The organism is Pseudomonas sp. 8Z, from assembly GCF_902506535.1.
GTDB lineage: Bacteria > Pseudomonadota > Gammaproteobacteria > Pseudomonadales > Pseudomonadaceae > Aquipseudomonas.
The window spans coordinates 295797-312028 of record NZ_LR733825.1 but is presented as its reverse complement, the minus strand read 5'-3'; the positions used below and the strand labels follow the sequence as shown (position 1 = coordinate 312028).

13 protein-coding genes are annotated in these 16232 nt (G+C 60.4%); 4 read left to right on the top strand and 9 right to left on the bottom strand.

Annotated features, from left to right (window positions below):
- Positions 1-136: 136 nt before the first annotated feature.
- Positions 137-634, bottom strand: coding sequence for a phage infection protein (locus AERO9A_RS05690; protein ID WP_159970961.1), 498 nt, complete (start codon positions 632-634; stop codon positions 137-139).
- Between the two features lie 247 nt (positions 635-881).
- Here AERO9A_RS05690 and AERO9A_RS05685 point away from each other — a divergent pair, with 247 nt between their 5' ends.
- The 3 genes from AERO9A_RS05685 (at position 882) to AERO9A_RS05675 (ending at position 5825) form a co-directional block, all read left to right on the top strand.
- Positions 882-2513, top strand: coding sequence for a VRR-NUC domain-containing protein (locus AERO9A_RS05685; protein WP_159970960.1), 1632 nt, complete (start codon positions 882-884; stop codon positions 2511-2513).
- Positions 2510-4810 carry an ATP-dependent DNA helicase gene (locus AERO9A_RS05680; protein WP_159970959.1) on the top strand — a complete coding sequence of 767 codons (2301 nt, stop codon included), beginning with the start codon at positions 2510-2512 and terminating at the stop codon, positions 4808-4810. Before AERO9A_RS05685 ends, AERO9A_RS05680 begins: the two co-directional genes overlap by 4 nt.
- Before the next feature lie 316 nt (positions 4811-5126).
- The gene (locus tag AERO9A_RS05675) at positions 5127-5825 is read left to right on the top strand and encodes a hypothetical protein (protein WP_159970958.1); all 699 of its coding nucleotides are present in this window, start codon (positions 5127-5129) and stop codon (positions 5823-5825) included.
- A 217-nt stretch (positions 5826-6042) separates the two neighbouring features.
- Here the strand turns inward: AERO9A_RS05675 and AERO9A_RS05670 are convergent, their stop codons facing one another.
- From AERO9A_RS05670 to AERO9A_RS05635, 8 genes are all read right to left on the bottom strand, one after another.
- A complete protein-coding gene (locus AERO9A_RS05670; RefSeq protein WP_159970957.1) occupies positions 6043-6993 on the bottom strand; it encodes a DMT family transporter in 951 nt (316 codons plus the stop codon).
- A 292-nt stretch (positions 6994-7285) separates the two neighbouring features.
- Positions 7286-7744 (bottom strand): phage infection protein, encoded by a 459-nt coding sequence (locus AERO9A_RS05665; protein WP_159970956.1) that lies wholly within the window; start codon positions 7742-7744, stop codon positions 7286-7288.
- A 439-nt stretch (positions 7745-8183) separates the two neighbouring features.
- Positions 8184-9605: a two-component system sensor histidine kinase CreC gene (creC, locus tag AERO9A_RS05660; RefSeq protein WP_159970955.1), complete on the bottom strand. Its 1422-nt coding sequence runs from the start codon at positions 9603-9605 to the stop codon at positions 8184-8186.
- 3 nt (positions 9606-9608) lie between these two features.
- On the bottom strand, positions 9609-10289 hold the full coding sequence (gene creB, locus AERO9A_RS05655) for a two-component system response regulator CreB (protein WP_159970954.1): 681 nt from the start codon (positions 10287-10289) through the stop codon (positions 9609-9611).
- Positions 10290-10534: 245 nt separating this feature from the next.
- A complete protein-coding gene (locus AERO9A_RS05650; protein ID WP_159970953.1) occupies positions 10535-10972 on the bottom strand; it encodes a CBS domain-containing protein in 438 nt (145 codons plus the stop codon).
- 55 nt (positions 10973-11027) lie between these two features.
- A complete protein-coding gene (locus tag AERO9A_RS05645; protein ID WP_159970952.1) occupies positions 11028-13058 on the bottom strand; it encodes a methyl-accepting chemotaxis protein in 2031 nt (676 codons plus the stop codon).
- Between the two features lie 165 nt (positions 13059-13223).
- The gene (locus AERO9A_RS05640; RefSeq protein ID WP_159970951.1) at positions 13224-13736 is read right to left on the bottom strand and encodes an ATP-dependent zinc protease; all 513 of its coding nucleotides are present in this window, start codon (positions 13734-13736) and stop codon (positions 13224-13226) included.
- Between the two features lie 83 nt (positions 13737-13819).
- Positions 13820-15058 carry an HD-GYP domain-containing protein gene (locus tag AERO9A_RS05635; protein ID WP_159970950.1) on the bottom strand — a complete coding sequence of 413 codons (1239 nt, stop codon included), beginning with the start codon at positions 15056-15058 and terminating at the stop codon, positions 13820-13822.
- A 157-nt stretch (positions 15059-15215) separates the two neighbouring features.
- Here AERO9A_RS05635 and AERO9A_RS05630 point away from each other — a divergent pair, with 157 nt between their 5' ends.
- A complete protein-coding gene (locus tag AERO9A_RS05630; RefSeq protein WP_159970949.1) occupies positions 15216-16109 on the top strand; it encodes an acyltransferase in 894 nt (297 codons plus the stop codon).
- The last annotated feature ends 123 nt before the right edge of the window (positions 16110-16232 follow it).

The following is a 16232-nucleotide window of genomic DNA, read 5'->3' as shown; positions in this document are numbered from 1 at the left end:
GCAGTGGCGGTGGGCGAGGTATGGAGAAAGCGTGGGGATTGTGTGGAGACTGTATGAACGAAAAAGGGCGCCGATTCAGGGCGCCCTTTTTAACTGCAGTGCGACATAAGACTGCTCCCGCCTGTGGGTAAGCGGATCAGCTAATGCGATTCACACCCACACGGTCGGCGCCATCTGCGGCTACACGGTTGCCACCAACGCGGTCGGCACCGTCTTCGGCTACACGATTGCCACCAACGCGGTCTGCACCGTCTTCGGCTACACGATTGCCACCAACGCGGTCTGCACCATCTTCGGCTACACGATTGCCACCAACGCGGTCTGCACCATCTTCGGCTACACGATTGCCACCAACGCGATCGGCACCATCTTCGGCTACACGATTGCCACCAACGCGGTCTGCACCGTCTTCGGCTACGCGGTTGCCACCAACGCGGTCGGCACCGTCTTCGGCTACACGATTGCCACCAACGCGGTCGGCACCATCAGCAGCAACACGGTTAGCACCAACGCGATCGGCACCGTCTTCGGCGACGACAGGGGCAATGGATTGTTCGGTAGAGACCTGTGGCAGGGCGAAAGCACTGGCGGACAGAGTGGCAATAACGAGGCTGGCGAGGATTTGCTTTTTCATGGTCATTCTCCGAAAGAGGGGGTAAGTAACTGGCTACGGGGCCTATGTTACGCACGCCCCAAAACGGCAAAAGGCACATCTCGGGATAGTGACAATCAATACTATCGATACCTAAAAAGTCCTTATTTATTAGCCATATAGAGACAAGTTCCGAAAAAACTAGGAATTCAGCAGCTCATCACCGTCCAGCCACGCAGCCGCTCGGCGGCGCTGGCATCTGTATAAAAAGCCAGTAACATTGCCCACCATGCTCACCCTCGACGCCCCCGAACTCTATTACCTGGCCAACTTCCGCAAGGCCCTCGCCTGGCTCGACGCCCATCACCGCGACCTGATGGATGAAGCCGAGCACACCTTTATCGATACGTTTGTTCAGCTACCGCTTGCCACCCAGGCGCTGCTGGTGCGCCTGGTGATGCGCAAGGGCGTGCACTTTCGCGTCAGCAAACTGCGCTACGCCGAGATCGGCGATATCCCGACCGCTGCCGCGCCCTTGCTGGAACTGGGCTGGCTGATCGACTGCGCCGCACTGAGCTTCGACGAACTCGGCGCGCTGCTGCTCAAGGACGAACTGGCCGCGCATTTCGCGGGCGACCTGCCAGGCGGCAACCTGAAGAAGAGCGAAGCGCTCGACCACCTGCGCGAGCTGTTTACCGAGCCGCGCAGCCTGGCCGACTGGTGCCCGAATCTGCACGAGTGCCTGCTGAGCCTGGCCATCGGCCCGCTATGCGACCGCCTGCGCCTGATGTTCTTCGGCAACCTGGCGCAGGACTGGTCGGAATTCGTCCTCGCAGACCTGGGGATCTTCCGTTACGAGCAGGTGCCGATCACCCCCGGCTCACGCGGTTTCCGCCATCGCCAGGACGTGGATGACTACCTGCACCTGCGCGCCTGCCGCGAGGCCTTCGAGGCCGGCATGGCGGTCACCGAGGTGCTGCAGCAGCTCGGCGATTTCTGCAGCGACAGCGCGCATATCGGCGAACGCCACCAGCGCCTGCTGCTGCAACTGGCGCAACATCTGGAGCGCGCTGGAGAGTTGGACTCGGCCCTGGCGCTGTACCGCGACACCCGCGCGGTGGGCTCGCGGCAGCGGCAGATCCGCGTGCTGGAGCGCCTGGGTCAGGATGGCGAAGCGCTGACACTCGCCGAACAAGTGATCGCGGCGCCACACAACGCCGAAGAGTCGCAACTGGCCGAAAGAGCACGCACGCGCCTGCGCAAACGCCTCGGCCTGCCGCCTGCGGCCAAGGCGGCGAAGCTGATAGAAGATCGCCTCGACCTGCGCCTGCCGCGAGCCGCCAGCGTCGAGCTGGCCGTGGCCATGCACCTGGCCGAACCGGATGCGCCCGTGCATTACGTGGAGAACACGCTGATCTGCGGGCTGTTCGGCCTGCTCTGCTGGGAGGCGATCTTCGCCCCGCTGCCCGGCGCCTTCTTCCATCCCTTCCACACCGGCCCGGTGGATCTGCACCGCGCCGATTTCCATGCCCGTCGCGCTCCACTGTTCGCCGCCTGCCTGGCGCGCCTGGAGGATGGCAGCTACCTCGACACCATGCGCCGCACCCACGCCGAGAAATTCGGCACCCAGTCGCCCTTCGTGTTCTGGGAGCTGCTCGACGCCGATCGCCTGGAACAGGCCCTGACCTGCCTGCCGCCCGCGCACCTCGCCGCCTGGTTCCGCCGCCTGCTGGCCGATATTCGCGAGAACCGCGCTGGCATGCCCGACCTGATCCAGTTCTGGCCCAGTGAGGCGCGCTACCGGATGATCGAAGTGAAAGGCCCCGGCGACCGCCTGCAGGATAACCAGAAACGCTGGCTGGCGTTCTGTGCCGAGCACGGTATGCCGGTCAGCGTCTGCTACGTGGAGTGGAGCGATTGAACCTGCGCGTCGCCGTGCGCGAGCTGTGCGAGTTCACCGCCAAGGAAGGTGATCTCGACCTGCGCTTCACCCCCTCGCCCACCGCGCAGGAAGGCATGGCCGGGCACGCCACGGTGGTGGCCCGGCGCGGCCCGGATTACGTGTGCGAGCTGCCGCTGATCGGCCAGTTCGAGGGGCTGACGGTCAGCGGCCGCGCCGATGGTTTCGACCCCGAGTTTCGCCTGCTGGAAGAGATCAAGACCCATCGCGGCGACATCTCGCGCATCCCCGCCAATCACCGCCTGCTGCACTGGGCGCAGGTGAAGATCTACGGCTGGCTGTTGTGTCAGGAGTTGGGCTTCGAGGAACTGGACTTGGCGGTGGTGTACTTCAACGTCATCACCCAGCAGGAAACGGTATTCCGCGAACGCCACAGCGCCGCATCGCTGGGCGAGTTCTTCGCCCTGCACTGCCGCCGCTATATCGAATGGGCGCGGCAGGAACAGGCGCATCAGCAAGCACGCAATCAGGCATTGGAAGCGCTGCAGTTCCCCTACGGTGAATTTCGCCATGGCCAGCGGCAACTGGCCGAAGCCGTATACCGCGCCGCGCGCGACGGCCATTACCTGCTGGCGCAGGCCACCACCGGCATCGGCAAAACCCTCGGCACCCTGTTCCCGCAACTCAAGGCCATGCCTGGGCAGCAGCTCGACCGCCTGTTCTTCCTCAGTGCCAAGACGCCAGGCCGGCGCCTGGCACTGGATGCCCTGCAACGCCTGCGCGAACCGGATACACCGCTGCGCGTGCTGGAACACGTCGCCCGCGACAAGGCCTGCGAACACCCGAGCAAAGCCTGCCATGGCGACTCCTGCCCACTGGCCAAGGGTTTCTATGACCGCCTGCCGGCAGCCCGCAGCGCGGCACTCAAGGAACGCTGGCTGGATCAGCAAGCCGTGCGCAACATCGCCATCGCCCACGGCGTATGCCCCTACTACCTGAGCCAGGAACTGTGCCGCTGGAGCGACGTGGTGGTGTGCGACTACAACTACTACTTCGACCTCGGCGCCCTGCTGCACAGCCTGACGGTGATCAACCAGTGGCGCGTCTGCCTGCTGGTGGACGAGGCGCACAACCTGGTGGAACGCGGGCGCGGCATGTACAGCGCCGAGCTGGATCAGGCGCGCTTCAAGGCCATGTGCCGCGACGCACCGAAGCGCCTGAGGAGCGTGCTGGAACGCGTCGACCGCCACTGGGACCAGCTGCACCGTGAACAGCAGGTCCCCTACCAGGTCTATCCGCTGGCGCCGGACCTGCTGCTCGCCGCGCTGGGCAAGGCGGTCAGCGCCATCACCGACCTGCTCACCGACCAGCCCGAAGGCAATGGCGGCGAGCTGCTCAGCTTTTATATGGACGCCATGCTGTTCTGCCGCCTGGCGGAAAGCTTCGGCCCGCACTCGCTGTTCGACATCAACCGAGATGAAGTCGGTAATGGGCGCAGCTATTCCACCCTGTGCATCCGCAATATCCTGCCGGCGCCCTTCCTCGGCCCACGCTTCGAGGATGCCCACAGCGCCACACTGTTCTCCGCCACCCTCAGCCCCAGCCACTACTACCTCGACCTGCTCGGCCTGCCGGAAGAGACCCAGTGCCTGGACGTCGCCTCGCCGTTCAGCGCCGAGCAACTGCACGTGCAGGTGGTGCGCAACCTGTCCACCCGCTACCAGCACCGCGACGCCTCGCTGGCGCCGATCTGCCAATTGATGGCGCGCCAATACGCCGAACGCCCCGGCAACTACCTGGCCTTCTTCAGCAGCTACCAGTATCTGGAACAGGTGCTACAGGAACTGCGCCGCGACCACCCGCAGATTCCGATATGGACGCAGTCACGACAGATGGACGAAGCGGCGCGCCAGGGCTTTATCGAACGCTTCCAGATCGGCGGGCGCGGCATCGGCTTCGCCGTGCTCGGCGGCGTATTCGGCGAAGGCGTCGACCTACCCGGCGAACGCCTGATCGGCGCCTTCGTCGCCACCCTCGGCCTGGCCCAGCTCAACCCGATCAACGAAGAAATCCGCCAGCGCATGGACACCCTGTTCGGCAATGGCTACGACTACACCTACCTCTACCCCGGCTTGCAAAAAGTCGTGCAAGCCGCTGGCCGGGTGATCCGCACCCCCGAAGACCAAGGCGTGCTCTACCTGATCGACGACCGCTTCGCCCGCCCGGAAGTCCGCCGCTTGCTGCCGAGCTGGTGGCAGGTGGAGCTGCTGCGCTTGCCGCTCAAAACTCCCACCCCCGAGCCGCAACCCGACCTGTAGGAGCGGCTGGGCGGCATTCCGTTTTATCCGCGATCATTGCGGCTCAAGGATCGTAGAGCCGTAGCCTGGGTAGAGCGAAGTCATACGGAGAAGATCAGGAGCGTCAGCACGCCACGACTGAATACGACTTGCCAGCGGTTATCCGACATGGTGTATAACCTGCCAAACATCCCACCGACTCGCTGCTGCCTGCAAGATAGAGAAGGACTTCGATAATGGCCAGGAAGATTATCCACCAAAAATCCCTGCGGGTTATGCACCATTTGGCGTCTATTTATAGTTAGCTATTTCCTCGACAACACTATGGAATCGATAAATGGGTAAATCTGGAAGACCGCCAAAAGTAGATCATTTAAAAAAATCCTTTATAAAAGACATAGATTCGGCACGAAGCCTCGTTACAAAAATAAAAAGTGTTGCCGCCATTAATCCAAATTCACGCACGCCACGAATCCATGTAAAACATGCGCAAAGGGTAGTAGAACTTGCATTCATGGGGGTAGTTGCTAGCTGGGAAGATTTCTTAGAGCAGGTATTAGTTCGTTACCTTGCCGGGGCTAAAACTGACTCAGGCTATCAGCCGATTCTCCGAATGGGTGCCACATCAGGTATCACTCACTCATACGAAGTCATAATGGGTGATCCTAAGTTTAATCCATACAAAAACTATATAGGCTTTGGCTCACCTAACGACGTCATAGATGCAGCGAAGCTATTTCTTGATCATGGACAACCCTTCCAAAACGTAATGCACCCCAAAATTGAGCTCCTGAAAAACGCCGTAATAATACGCAACAGAACAGCGCATTCATCTGATAAATGCATAAGCGACTTTGTGGGGACAGCAAAGAAAATGCTTATGCAAGCCAAACTAAGACAAAGCTACAGACCGGCCGATCTTTTGGAAGCCAAGGCTGAAAGGGGATTTGGAGGTTCGGTAAAAGATAGAGAAATTACATATTTTGAAGCATTTATGGAAATGTACGAGAATCTTGCAAAGGGTATTGTGCCGTAACAGCAAGTAGCCCGGACAACCACTCCCAACGGGGGATGAAAAAAGCGTCATCCACCCTACGGTAAATCGTGGCGTAGGGTGGACAACGCGAAGCTTGTCCACGATTTCTGGGTAGAGCACAGCGAAACCCTGGAGCACTTAAATCACGGGTTTCGCAGCGCTCGATCTTTCCTACGCGCTAGATATCGAACACTTCGGTAAAGTGCGCCAACAACCATCAGTGCGTATAGGCTCGGCTCTTTTTCAGCGCTATTAGAACCCCAACAATCAACAGCACCATACCCAATATGGTCGTAATATCGGGAAACTCATCGCGCCATATAAACAGATAGGCCATCGCGGCCAATGTTTCCAGCACGATCAATTGACCAACCAATGCAGTTGGGAGGCGCCGGCTGGCTTCATTCCAGCAAACGGTAGCCAACCAGGAAGAAAATACAGCCATAACGACCATGACAAGAATGAAATAGCCGGGCTCCGGCCCAAATGGCATTTCAAAGTCACCATCCTGGATGGCTAAAAATGACCATAGGCAAAGGAGGCTGATAATAGCCATAGGCAGCGTAACGATGCCCTGCGCAGTGGCCCAGGTTCTTGCACTGCAGCTAGAATTTTCCCTAAGCCAATCTGCATTGCGCAATGGATACCACGTCCAGCATGCTACAGCCGCTATGGCCAGTAATACGCCAAGGCCATAACTCCATTGATCAAAGCTTTCAAGCCTCAACCTGCCTTCCAGTTCAGCTTGGTTTACGCATATTACCCCTATGATAATCATTGCTGTAGAAGGCAATAGTTTCATCCAAGGCAATCTAGCTGCATGCACAGTCCGCTGTAAATTGGCAGACACAGCAATAACTACAGGTAACGTACCTATAATCATAGTGGTCAAAGCTCCACCTGTGCGCTGGATGGAGCTTGCCAGGCAGAAGTAATAGATGAAATTCCCGACAGCCGATAACAGTGCAGCCACTAGCCAATCTTTGCGTGAGAGTTTCAGTAAAGCGGCACGATCAAACCAAGCCAAAGGCAGCGCAATGAGCCCATACGCCAGATAACGCCCGATGGAAATAAGCATTGCCGGATAATCCGGCAACAGCAATGGCCCGACGAATACCAGCCCCCACATCATCCCTGCAACCAACGCACAAATAGCGCCCATCCACATATATATTCTCAATGCAGAAAAATAACTGCCACGACATTACCATATGCAACATTCGCTGCCAGATGAACAATTCATGGGTGCAATATTAAATATATTCAACAGCACACAGCCCAGACAGCGACATCCAACGGTGGATTAAAAAGCAAGTAGCCTGGATAGAGCGCAGCGAAATCCGAGAACCCACAAGCGATGGGTTTCGCTGCGCTCTACCCATCCTACATTTTGCCTTCCCGCCAAAACGACGAAGGCGCCCAAACGGGCGCCTTCAGTCGGAGCGGGTATTACCGGGTGATCAGGCGGTGCGGTTAACACCAACACGATCTGCACCATCTGCAGCTACGCGATTCGCACCGACACGATCAGCACCGCCTTCAGCGACACGATTGGCACCCACGCGATCTGCACCATCTTCGGCTACACGATTAGCTCCGACGCGGTCTGCACCACCTTCAGCTACGCGATTCACGCCGACACGGTCAGCACCACCTTCAGCTACACGGTTGGCACCCACGCGATCTGCACCATCTTCAGCTACACGATTAGCACCGACGCGATCTGCACCATCTTCGGCTACACGATTAGTACCGACACGATCTGAACCGTCTTCAGCGACACGGTTGGCACCAACATGGTCAGCACCGTCTTCAGCGACGACGGGGGTAGCGGTGGATTGAGCGGTCACCTGCGGCAAAGCGAATGCGCTGGTGGACAGGGCGGCGATAACAAGGCTGGCGAGGATTTGCTTTTTCATGATCAGGCTCCTGGATGAGGCTGGTAAGTGGCTACGGAACCTATGCTACTCGCATTAAATCGATTAAAAAGCGCAAATAAATAAACAAAACAATCAAATTTATCGATATATAAAGCAATACCCAAGCACTCACTTCGCCTGCCTGGACGACTGGGTTCTGTACCAAGGATGAATTTTGAGGTTGCTTGAGAACTTCATGGCTGAAACGGAATGCCGTCCACCCGCTCCCAAGATGACCGCTCGGACTGTGGGAGGCGCTTCAGCGGCGAGTCGCGGCTAAAGCCCCTCCCACAAGGCATCACATAGCCTGGGTAGAGCACAGCGAAATCCGGAAACTCACAGATGATGGGTTTAGCTGCGCACTACCTACGCAGCTAAACAGGCCAGAAGCTTCGCGGCTAAAGCCGCTCCTACAAAAGGCAGATACGCGCAGCGCAATCTAGGCGGGCAAGACCAGGCGTACTTCCACCCCGCCTTCGACATTGCCGATATGCAGTTCCCCACCATGCAGCTCGGCTACTTCCTGCACGAAGTTCAGGCCCAGTCCGGTGCTCTTGCGGCCGCCGTTGGGGCGCGGGAGGGAGTAGAAGCGTTCGGTCAAACGCGCCAGGGCGTAGTCGGGAATGGCTTCGCCCTGGTTGAACAGGCGCAGGACGATGCGCTCGCCCTGGCTTTCGGCGGCGATGCGGATAAGTCCGCCGGGCGGGGTGAAGTCGAGGGCGTTATCCAGCAGGTTGGCCAGGGCCTGGCGCAGCAAGAAACGCTCGCCGCGCAGGTTCAGCCCGGTCGGCAGCGTCTGTTCGATCTGCAGATTGGCGGCGGTGATACGCGCCTGCTGCGCTTGTAGCAGTTCGTCCACCAGTGGCGCCAGCGGCACCGCCACGCGTTCTTCCAGGCCCTGGCGTTGTTCCACCTGGGCCAGGTGCAGCAGGCGTTCGATCAGGTTCTGCAGGCGCGCGCTTTCCTGCTGGATATTGGCCACGAAACGCTGGCGTTGCTCGGTGGGCATGTCGCTGTCGAGCAGCTCGGCGGCGCCGCGAATAGCCGCCAGCGGGCTTTTCAGCTCGTGGGTCAGGGTGTGCACGTAGCGTTCGACGTAGGCCTTGCCTTCCAGCTCGGTACGCATACGCTCGACCGCCTGCGCCAGTTGCCCCAGCTCGCCGCCGCGCACCCTGGGTGGCTCGGCGCGTTGGCCCTCGCTGACCGTCTGGGCGTAGCGGGTGAGCTTGCCCAGCGCGGCGCTGAGCCACCAGGACAGCACCGCGCCAATCAACAAACCGAGGCCGATCAGCCCGGCGCCGAGCCAGCTCAGGCGATTCTGCGAGCGCTCGATATAGGGCTGCAGGGTGCGGTTGGGCTTGGCCACCGAGACCACGCCGATGATCCGCTCACCGTCCCTGATCGGCGCGGCCACGTACATCACCGAGGAATCCGGGTCGTTCGGGTCTTCACGGGTCGAGCGCGCACCATACTGGCCGCGCAGGGTCAGCAGCACGTCGTTCCAGCGCGAGTAGTCCTGGCCGATGGCTTGGCCGGTGGAGTCGAGCAGGACGATGCCCTTGGCGTCAGTGACGTAGATGCGGTGATTGACCTCGGCCTTGGTTACACCCCAGATGGTCGCCTGTGGCTGACGCCGACCATAGGCTTCCAGCGCCTCATTCAGGCGGCCCTGGCCAAGCGTCCCGGCCTTGACCTGATCACGCAGGATCTCGGCCAGCAAGTTGGCGGTGTCGACCAGGGTTTCCTCGGTGCTCTGGCGCACGCCGGGGCGAATCTCGTCCATCACTGTGCTGAGCACGAACCAGCCAGACAAGCCGACAAAGAGGAAGTAGACGAGGAAGATGCGTACGCCCAGCGGCATGAGTCAACTCTCCGGCTCGTAGCTATAACCGAGGCCGCGATGGGTCTGGATCGGCTCTTCGCTCGGGGCGATGGTGCGCAACTTGGCACGCACGCTCTTGATATGGCTGTCGATATTGCGCTCGTAGCCGGCTTCGCTGGCCACGCCGAGGGCATCGAGCAATTGCTCACGGGAATAGACCCGGCGTGGCTGGCCGAGCAAGGTGCGCAACAGGCGAAACTCGTGGCGGGTCAGGCTCAGCGCCTGGCCGTGGTAGTGGATGCGAAAGGCGGCATCGTCGATCTGGAAGAGGCTCGGTGCTGTGGCCTCTGCAGTATCACGGGGCAGCACACGCCGCAGAATGACCTTGACCCGCGCCGCCACCTCGCGCGGGCTGAAGGGTTTGACCACGTAGTCGTCGGCGCCGATTTCCAGGCCCACCACACGGTCGATCTCCTCGCTGCGGGCGGTGAGGAAAATCACCGGCACCTCGGAGAAACGGCGCAGGCGCTTGCACACTTCGAAGCCGCTGATATCGGGCAGGCCGACATCGAGAATGGCCAGGTCGAAGGTGCCGTTCTCCAGCAATGTTAGCGCTTCGCCACCGAGGCTCGACCAGTGCGTGACGAAGCCTTCGGCCTGCAGGGCATAGACCAGCGTATCGGCGATTGCGGCTTCGTCTTCGACTATGAGTATCTGCGGCATGGGGCGTCCTGCACCTGGAGGCGACGGCAGGAGACTGCCGAGGGCGAGATCAGGCGTCAAGCAGGCAATGGAACGTAGGCCGGGTGAAACCCGCCGAGCGCCGTTGGCGGGTTGCACCCGCCCTACGGGGGCGACCGAGGCGGAGCTGCTAAAGGCGGGATCAGGCGTCAGGCAGGCAATGGGCGTAGGGCGGGTGAAACCCGCCGGGCGCCGTTGGCGGGTTGCACCCGCCCTACGGGGGCTGATCAGTGTTCGCCGCGAATGTACTGTTCCAGTTGGCGGATCAGGTCGGCCTGTTCGGCGATGGTTTCCTTGACCAGGTCACCGATGGACAGCAGGCCGATCAGTTCTCCCTCGGCCAGTACCGGCAGGTGGCGCAGACGGCGTTCGGTCATCAGTTCCATGCAGTGTTGCAGGCTGTCACGCGGGCCGACGGTGATGACGTCGCGGGTCATGATTTCACTGATTTTGGCGTTGAGCATGGAGCGCTCGGCCAGGGCTACTTTGCGCACATAGTCGCGCTCGCTGACGATCCCCACCAGGCGCCCGCCAGACATCACCACCAGGGCGCCGATGCCCTTCTCCGCCATGGTGCGCAAGCCGTCGAGCAACGAATCATCAGCATCGAGGCTATGGAGAAACGCGTTGGATTTGCTGCGAAGAATTTCGGCGACCGTTTTCATACCTGGGCTCCCGGTGGTTTAGCTGTTATTTAGCAGACTTCGACCACCGGGTCACTCAATCCAGGCGGAAACGCCCGGTGTTCTGCGCCAATCCTTCACTGCCACGCTGCAAATCCTGTGCGGCATCACTGACCGCCTGGGCACCCTCAAGCAGTTGGCCTGCGGCCTGATCGACCTGCTGGATGTTGCCGCTGACCTCATCGGCGGTGGCCGCTTGCTGCTCGGCTGCCGTGGCGATCTGCGCCAAACGGTCGCTGACACGCTGCACCGAGTCGACGATGTTCTGCAACTCGTCGCCCATGGCCAATACGCTGCCGATGTCGCCGTCAGCCTGGTTGCAGGCATCCTCCATCAGGCTGACGGATTGGCCGACCACGCGCTGCAGGTTGTCGACGGTCTGGGCGATTTCCTGGGTCGACTCCTGGGTGCGTTTGGACAGCGAACGCACTTCGTCGGCCACCACGGCGAAGCCGCGCCCGGCCTCACCTGCGCGGGCCGCTTCGATGGCGGCATTGAGCGCCAGTAGGTTGGTCTGCTCGGCGATGCCTTTGATCACATCGACCACACGGTTGATCTGCTGAGTCTGTTCACGCAACTGCTGCAACGCGGTGGCGCTGTCGCCCAGACGAGCACTGAGCTGACGCATGCTGGCACTGGTGCGCTCGCTGCGCCGGTTGCTGCTAAGCGCCACTTCACGCGTTTGCTGGGCCTCCATCGCCGCCTCCTCGCAGCTTTGCGCCACGCTCTGTGCGGTGGCGGCCATCTGCGTGGCGGCGGTGGCGATGTAGCTCATTTGCGCTTGCTGCTGCTCGACGGCACCAAGCGACTCATGCGCCTGGGCACCAAGCTGGTGAACCGTGCTATCGAGCTGGCGACTTTCATGATTGACGCCCTGCAGCGAATCGCGCATCTGCCCGACGGCGGCATTGAGCGCCTGGGCGATGGCGGCCAGATCATCACGGCCATCGACTTTCATCTGCACACGCAAGTCGCCATCACGCAGCCCTTGCGCGCCCTCGATGATGGTTCGCGTGCCCTGACGAATAGAGGCATTGAGACACAAGAGCACGTACAGCGCGAGCAGGGTCAGCAGGCTGAAGGCGCCGATCACTTCGATCATCTGTGCCAATGCCTTATTGCGATAACCGCCCAAGCTGGTAAAGAACTGCTGGTACAGCGCCTGCTGCAAGGTTTGGAACTGCGCCTCCTGGGCCATTTCGAGCTGTACGAATTGCTCGGGCGTGAGCGCCATGGGGCTGGCCTCGAACATATCGCGGTCAATCTGCGCGAGGAAATCATCCAAACCCTTGAGCGCAGCCGCAAAAGGCTCGTTCAATTGGCGCATGGCCTTTGGCGCCTCGCGCGAAAGGGTGGTTTGCGCCTTGATCAGTTGTGCGCGCTGCTCGTCGAGGTTGTGCCGCAAGTCGCGGATCAGAACGCGGCTCTGCAGGGTGAAATGCTGTGCGACCACCGCGCCATGGCCTTGGGCCGCAAAGGCGCTTAGCTGCTCGAACAGACGCGGCATGACGTAAGTGATCTGCTCCATCATCAGATAGGTGTCGAGGCGCGGATCGAGAATCAGCGAGCTGTCGGTCGCCACCTGCTCACGCAGTGCGGTGAGGTAGAGCAAGGCTTTTTGGTAGCGGTCCATGGAATCGGGCAGCGGTTGGCGCTTCATCGCATCGGCACGCAGACCATCGCGCTCGCCCTGTAGCGCTTGGAACTGCTGGCGCGCCTGCTCGCTGATCAGGCTGCTCTGCAGCGGCTCGGCAGCCGCTTGCAGCGCCTTGTCGAGTTCACCTTCGCGCTGCCGCAACAGGCCTTCGGCTTCTTTATCATTGCCCTTCCAGCGCGCCAGCAAGGTACGCTGAGCAATCAACTCCTGCTGCACCTGAGCCATAAGCTGCAGCGCCTGGGCACCCTCAAGCTCATGATCGATGTACTGCAGGCGCTCCAGATAATCGCTACTGATGACCCACAGGGCATAACCCAGAGGCAGTGCGAACAATAGAAACACCAACTGAAATTTTCGCGCAAAACTGAAACGCTGGAACAGCCGTACACCCGGCTTGAGTACTCCCGTCATCACGACACCTCAGCAAACTGTTGGGCCTAGCGGCCTGGCGGTCATTTGCACAATGCAAAAAACAGGCCCACAAATGCCATTCAAGGTGTTGAAGGGATGACGGGGCGCTCAGCGCGAGTGTACCGGCCATTTACCATCAGGCTTTTCCGAAATGCGACAATTTGCTCAGCATTGCGGACGGTCGCGCGTGTAGCGCTCTGAAGGGTCAACCGCTGCGCCGAACTCACGCATGGCGCTGGCCCCAATCAGCAGCGGGTAACTGAAGGTGCGGCGGTCAGTCAGATTGACTTCGATATTGCGCGTCTCACCACCGAGGCAGACCGGCATTTCGATCACCGGGCGCTGGGAGTAGGCCACTTCCTGCGAGCCAGGCTCACTCGCCTCTTCGGCGCGCTTCTTGATCTCGGCAATACGCACCAGCGGGTGCTCGTAGAGGGTTTCCTGGGCGCCATCGACCGCCAGACGGAAGCGCACCCAGTCCTCACCATCACGCTGAAACGGCTCGATATCCGTGGCCGAGAGTGAGGCGGTCATGGCGCCGGTGTCCATCTTGGCCTTGAGGGTCTTGCCCAAGGCAGGCAGGGTGACCAACTCGTAACGGCCATAGAGGTCGATGGGTTCGTCGGCCATGGTCGGCAGGCTGACAGCAGCGGCCAGCAGAAGCAGGGCGTATTTCAAGGATCGGTCCTCTCTTTTGAATTGACCGTCTCTCGGACTGTGCCTCGCTCGCCATGTTCCGACACAAGCGTTACAACATGCTGCTAACGCCCACGACCGCCAAGTTCCATGCCAGTCCACAGCTCATCGAGCCGCTCGAACCCCCACTCCTGCGCCGACTCGCGACCAACGATACGGTCCTGGTCGGTGATCTTGCTCAGATCCACCACCGCTTGAGGCAAAGGCAGATTCGATTTGGCCGAGAAGAACACCTTGACCTTGGGCGCCAGCAACGCCTTGGGATTTTGCTCCATGACCACCGCCAGACGCCCGCTCTGCAGGCGCACCAAAGCGCCAACGGGGTAGATGCCGACTGTTTTCACGAAGGCCTGGAACACCTGTTCATCGAAATGCCCCTTCCATTCGGCCATCTTGCGGATCGACTCAGCGGGGTCCCAGCCCTGTTTATAAGGCCGATTGGAGGTGACGGCGTCATACACGTCACAGACTGCGCCCATCTTCGCCAACAGGCTGATCTGCTCGCCCTGCAGACGATGCGGATAACCGCTGCCGTCGACCTTTTCGTGGTGGTGCAAGCACACATCCAGCACCAGAGCGCTGACCTGCTTGCTGGCGATAAGGATGCTGCTGCCCTCCTCCGGGTGCTTGCGCACCTGGGCGAACTCGCTGTCGGTCAGCTTGCCCGGCTTGTCTAGCAGCGCCTGCGGCACCGCCATCTTGCCGATGTCATGCAGCAGGCCGGCCAGCCCCGCCTCACGCACGGCAACCTCGGGCAGGCCCAACTGACGCGCCAGGGCAATCATCAGCGCGCACACCGCTACCGAGTGCATATAGGTGTATTCGTCGCCGTGCTTGAGCCGCGCCAGGCTGATCAGGGCCTGGGGATGACGCATGACCGACTGGGAGATTTCCTCGACCAACGCTTCGGCCTGCTCGAACTGCAGTGCCTGGCCCATGCGCGCATCGCTGAACATCTGCACCACCGCCTGCTTGGAGCGCGCGCAAAGCTTGACCGCCTGCTCCAGCTCCTGCTCCATCGACAGACGCTTGACCACCGGCGGCGCCACAGCCGCCATCAGCCGCGCCTGTGCCTCGCACTCAGCCTCGGCGCTCGTTGCCGAGGGCACGCCTGCGGCGACATCCGCGCCTTTGCCAACATCTATCCACAATTCAGTGATGGCGCTGTCGCGAATTCGCGCCAGATCCTTGTCAGATTCGAGAAGAAACTTGGATTTCCAGAAAGGATGATCCATCCACGAACCACAAAACTCCTGAATAAACATGCCGATACGCAGATCAGCTACGGCGATCCTTTTTAGCATTGGCCCTTACCAGCAAAGAAAAGAAAGCGTCCATATGCGCAGATGATCCTGCGCTTTGAGTGTAACCGCCGACTGGCAATAAGCCACTTATCTCAACTTTTGAGCCCCGCGCCAACCTTGCATAAGATTGCCGCTCACCGCCTGCCATGGAGTCGATATGCGCCCTCTGCTGACCGGCCTTGCCAACATTACCCTGCTACTCGCCAACACCCTGATCCTGATTGGCCCGCTCTTGCTGTGCGCCCTCGCCAAGCTCGTGCTGCCGGGCCAAGCGCCGCGCGATACCTGCTCGCGCGCGGTGATGTGGGTCGCCGAGTTCTGGGCCGAGAACTGCAAACGCATCTTTGCCTTGCTCACCCCCACTCACTGGGACATCCGCGGTAACGCCGATCTGCGTGGCGATCGCTCGTATCTGCTGATCAGCAACCACCAGTCCTGGGTCGACATCCCCGCGCTGGTGCAGGCGTTCAACCGCAAGACGCCCTACTTCAAGTTCTTCCTCAAACAGGAATTGATCTGGGTACCGTTTCTCGGCCTGGCCTTCTGGGCGCTCGACTACCCCTTTATGAAGCGCTATTCCAAAGCCTATCTGCAGAAGAACCCACATATGAAAGGCAAGGATCTGGAGATCACCAAGGCCGCCTGCGAGAAGTTCAAGCGTCTGCCGGTCACCGTGGTCAATTACCTGGAAGGCACCCGCTTCACCCCCGTCAAACAGGCCCAGCAGCAGTCACCTTATCGTTATCTGCTCAAGCCCAAGGCAGGCGGCGTGGCCTTCGTTCTCGCCGCGCTGGGCGAGCAGATCGACGCCGTACTGGACGTCACCCTGGTCTATCCCGGCAAGCGCGTTCCGGGCTTCTGGGATTTGCTCAGCGGCCAGGTCGGAAAAGTGCTCATCGACATCCGCACGCTGCCCCTCGACCCCGCGTTGTGCCAGGGAGATTACGAGAACGATCCCGCCTTTCGTCTGCGCATGCAGGATTGGGTATCGGCTCTATGGCAAGAAAAAGATCAGCGCATCGCCCAATTGCGAGAGGAACACGCCGCCTGAGACGTCTCGCTGTTCGGATTTCCGAATGAGTAGCGCTCACGCAGTCGGCAAGGCGAACGCCCAGCCCCCAAGGCGCCCTCGTCATCGCGACGACAAGCCCTATTTTTCAGCCATTGCCGCGTA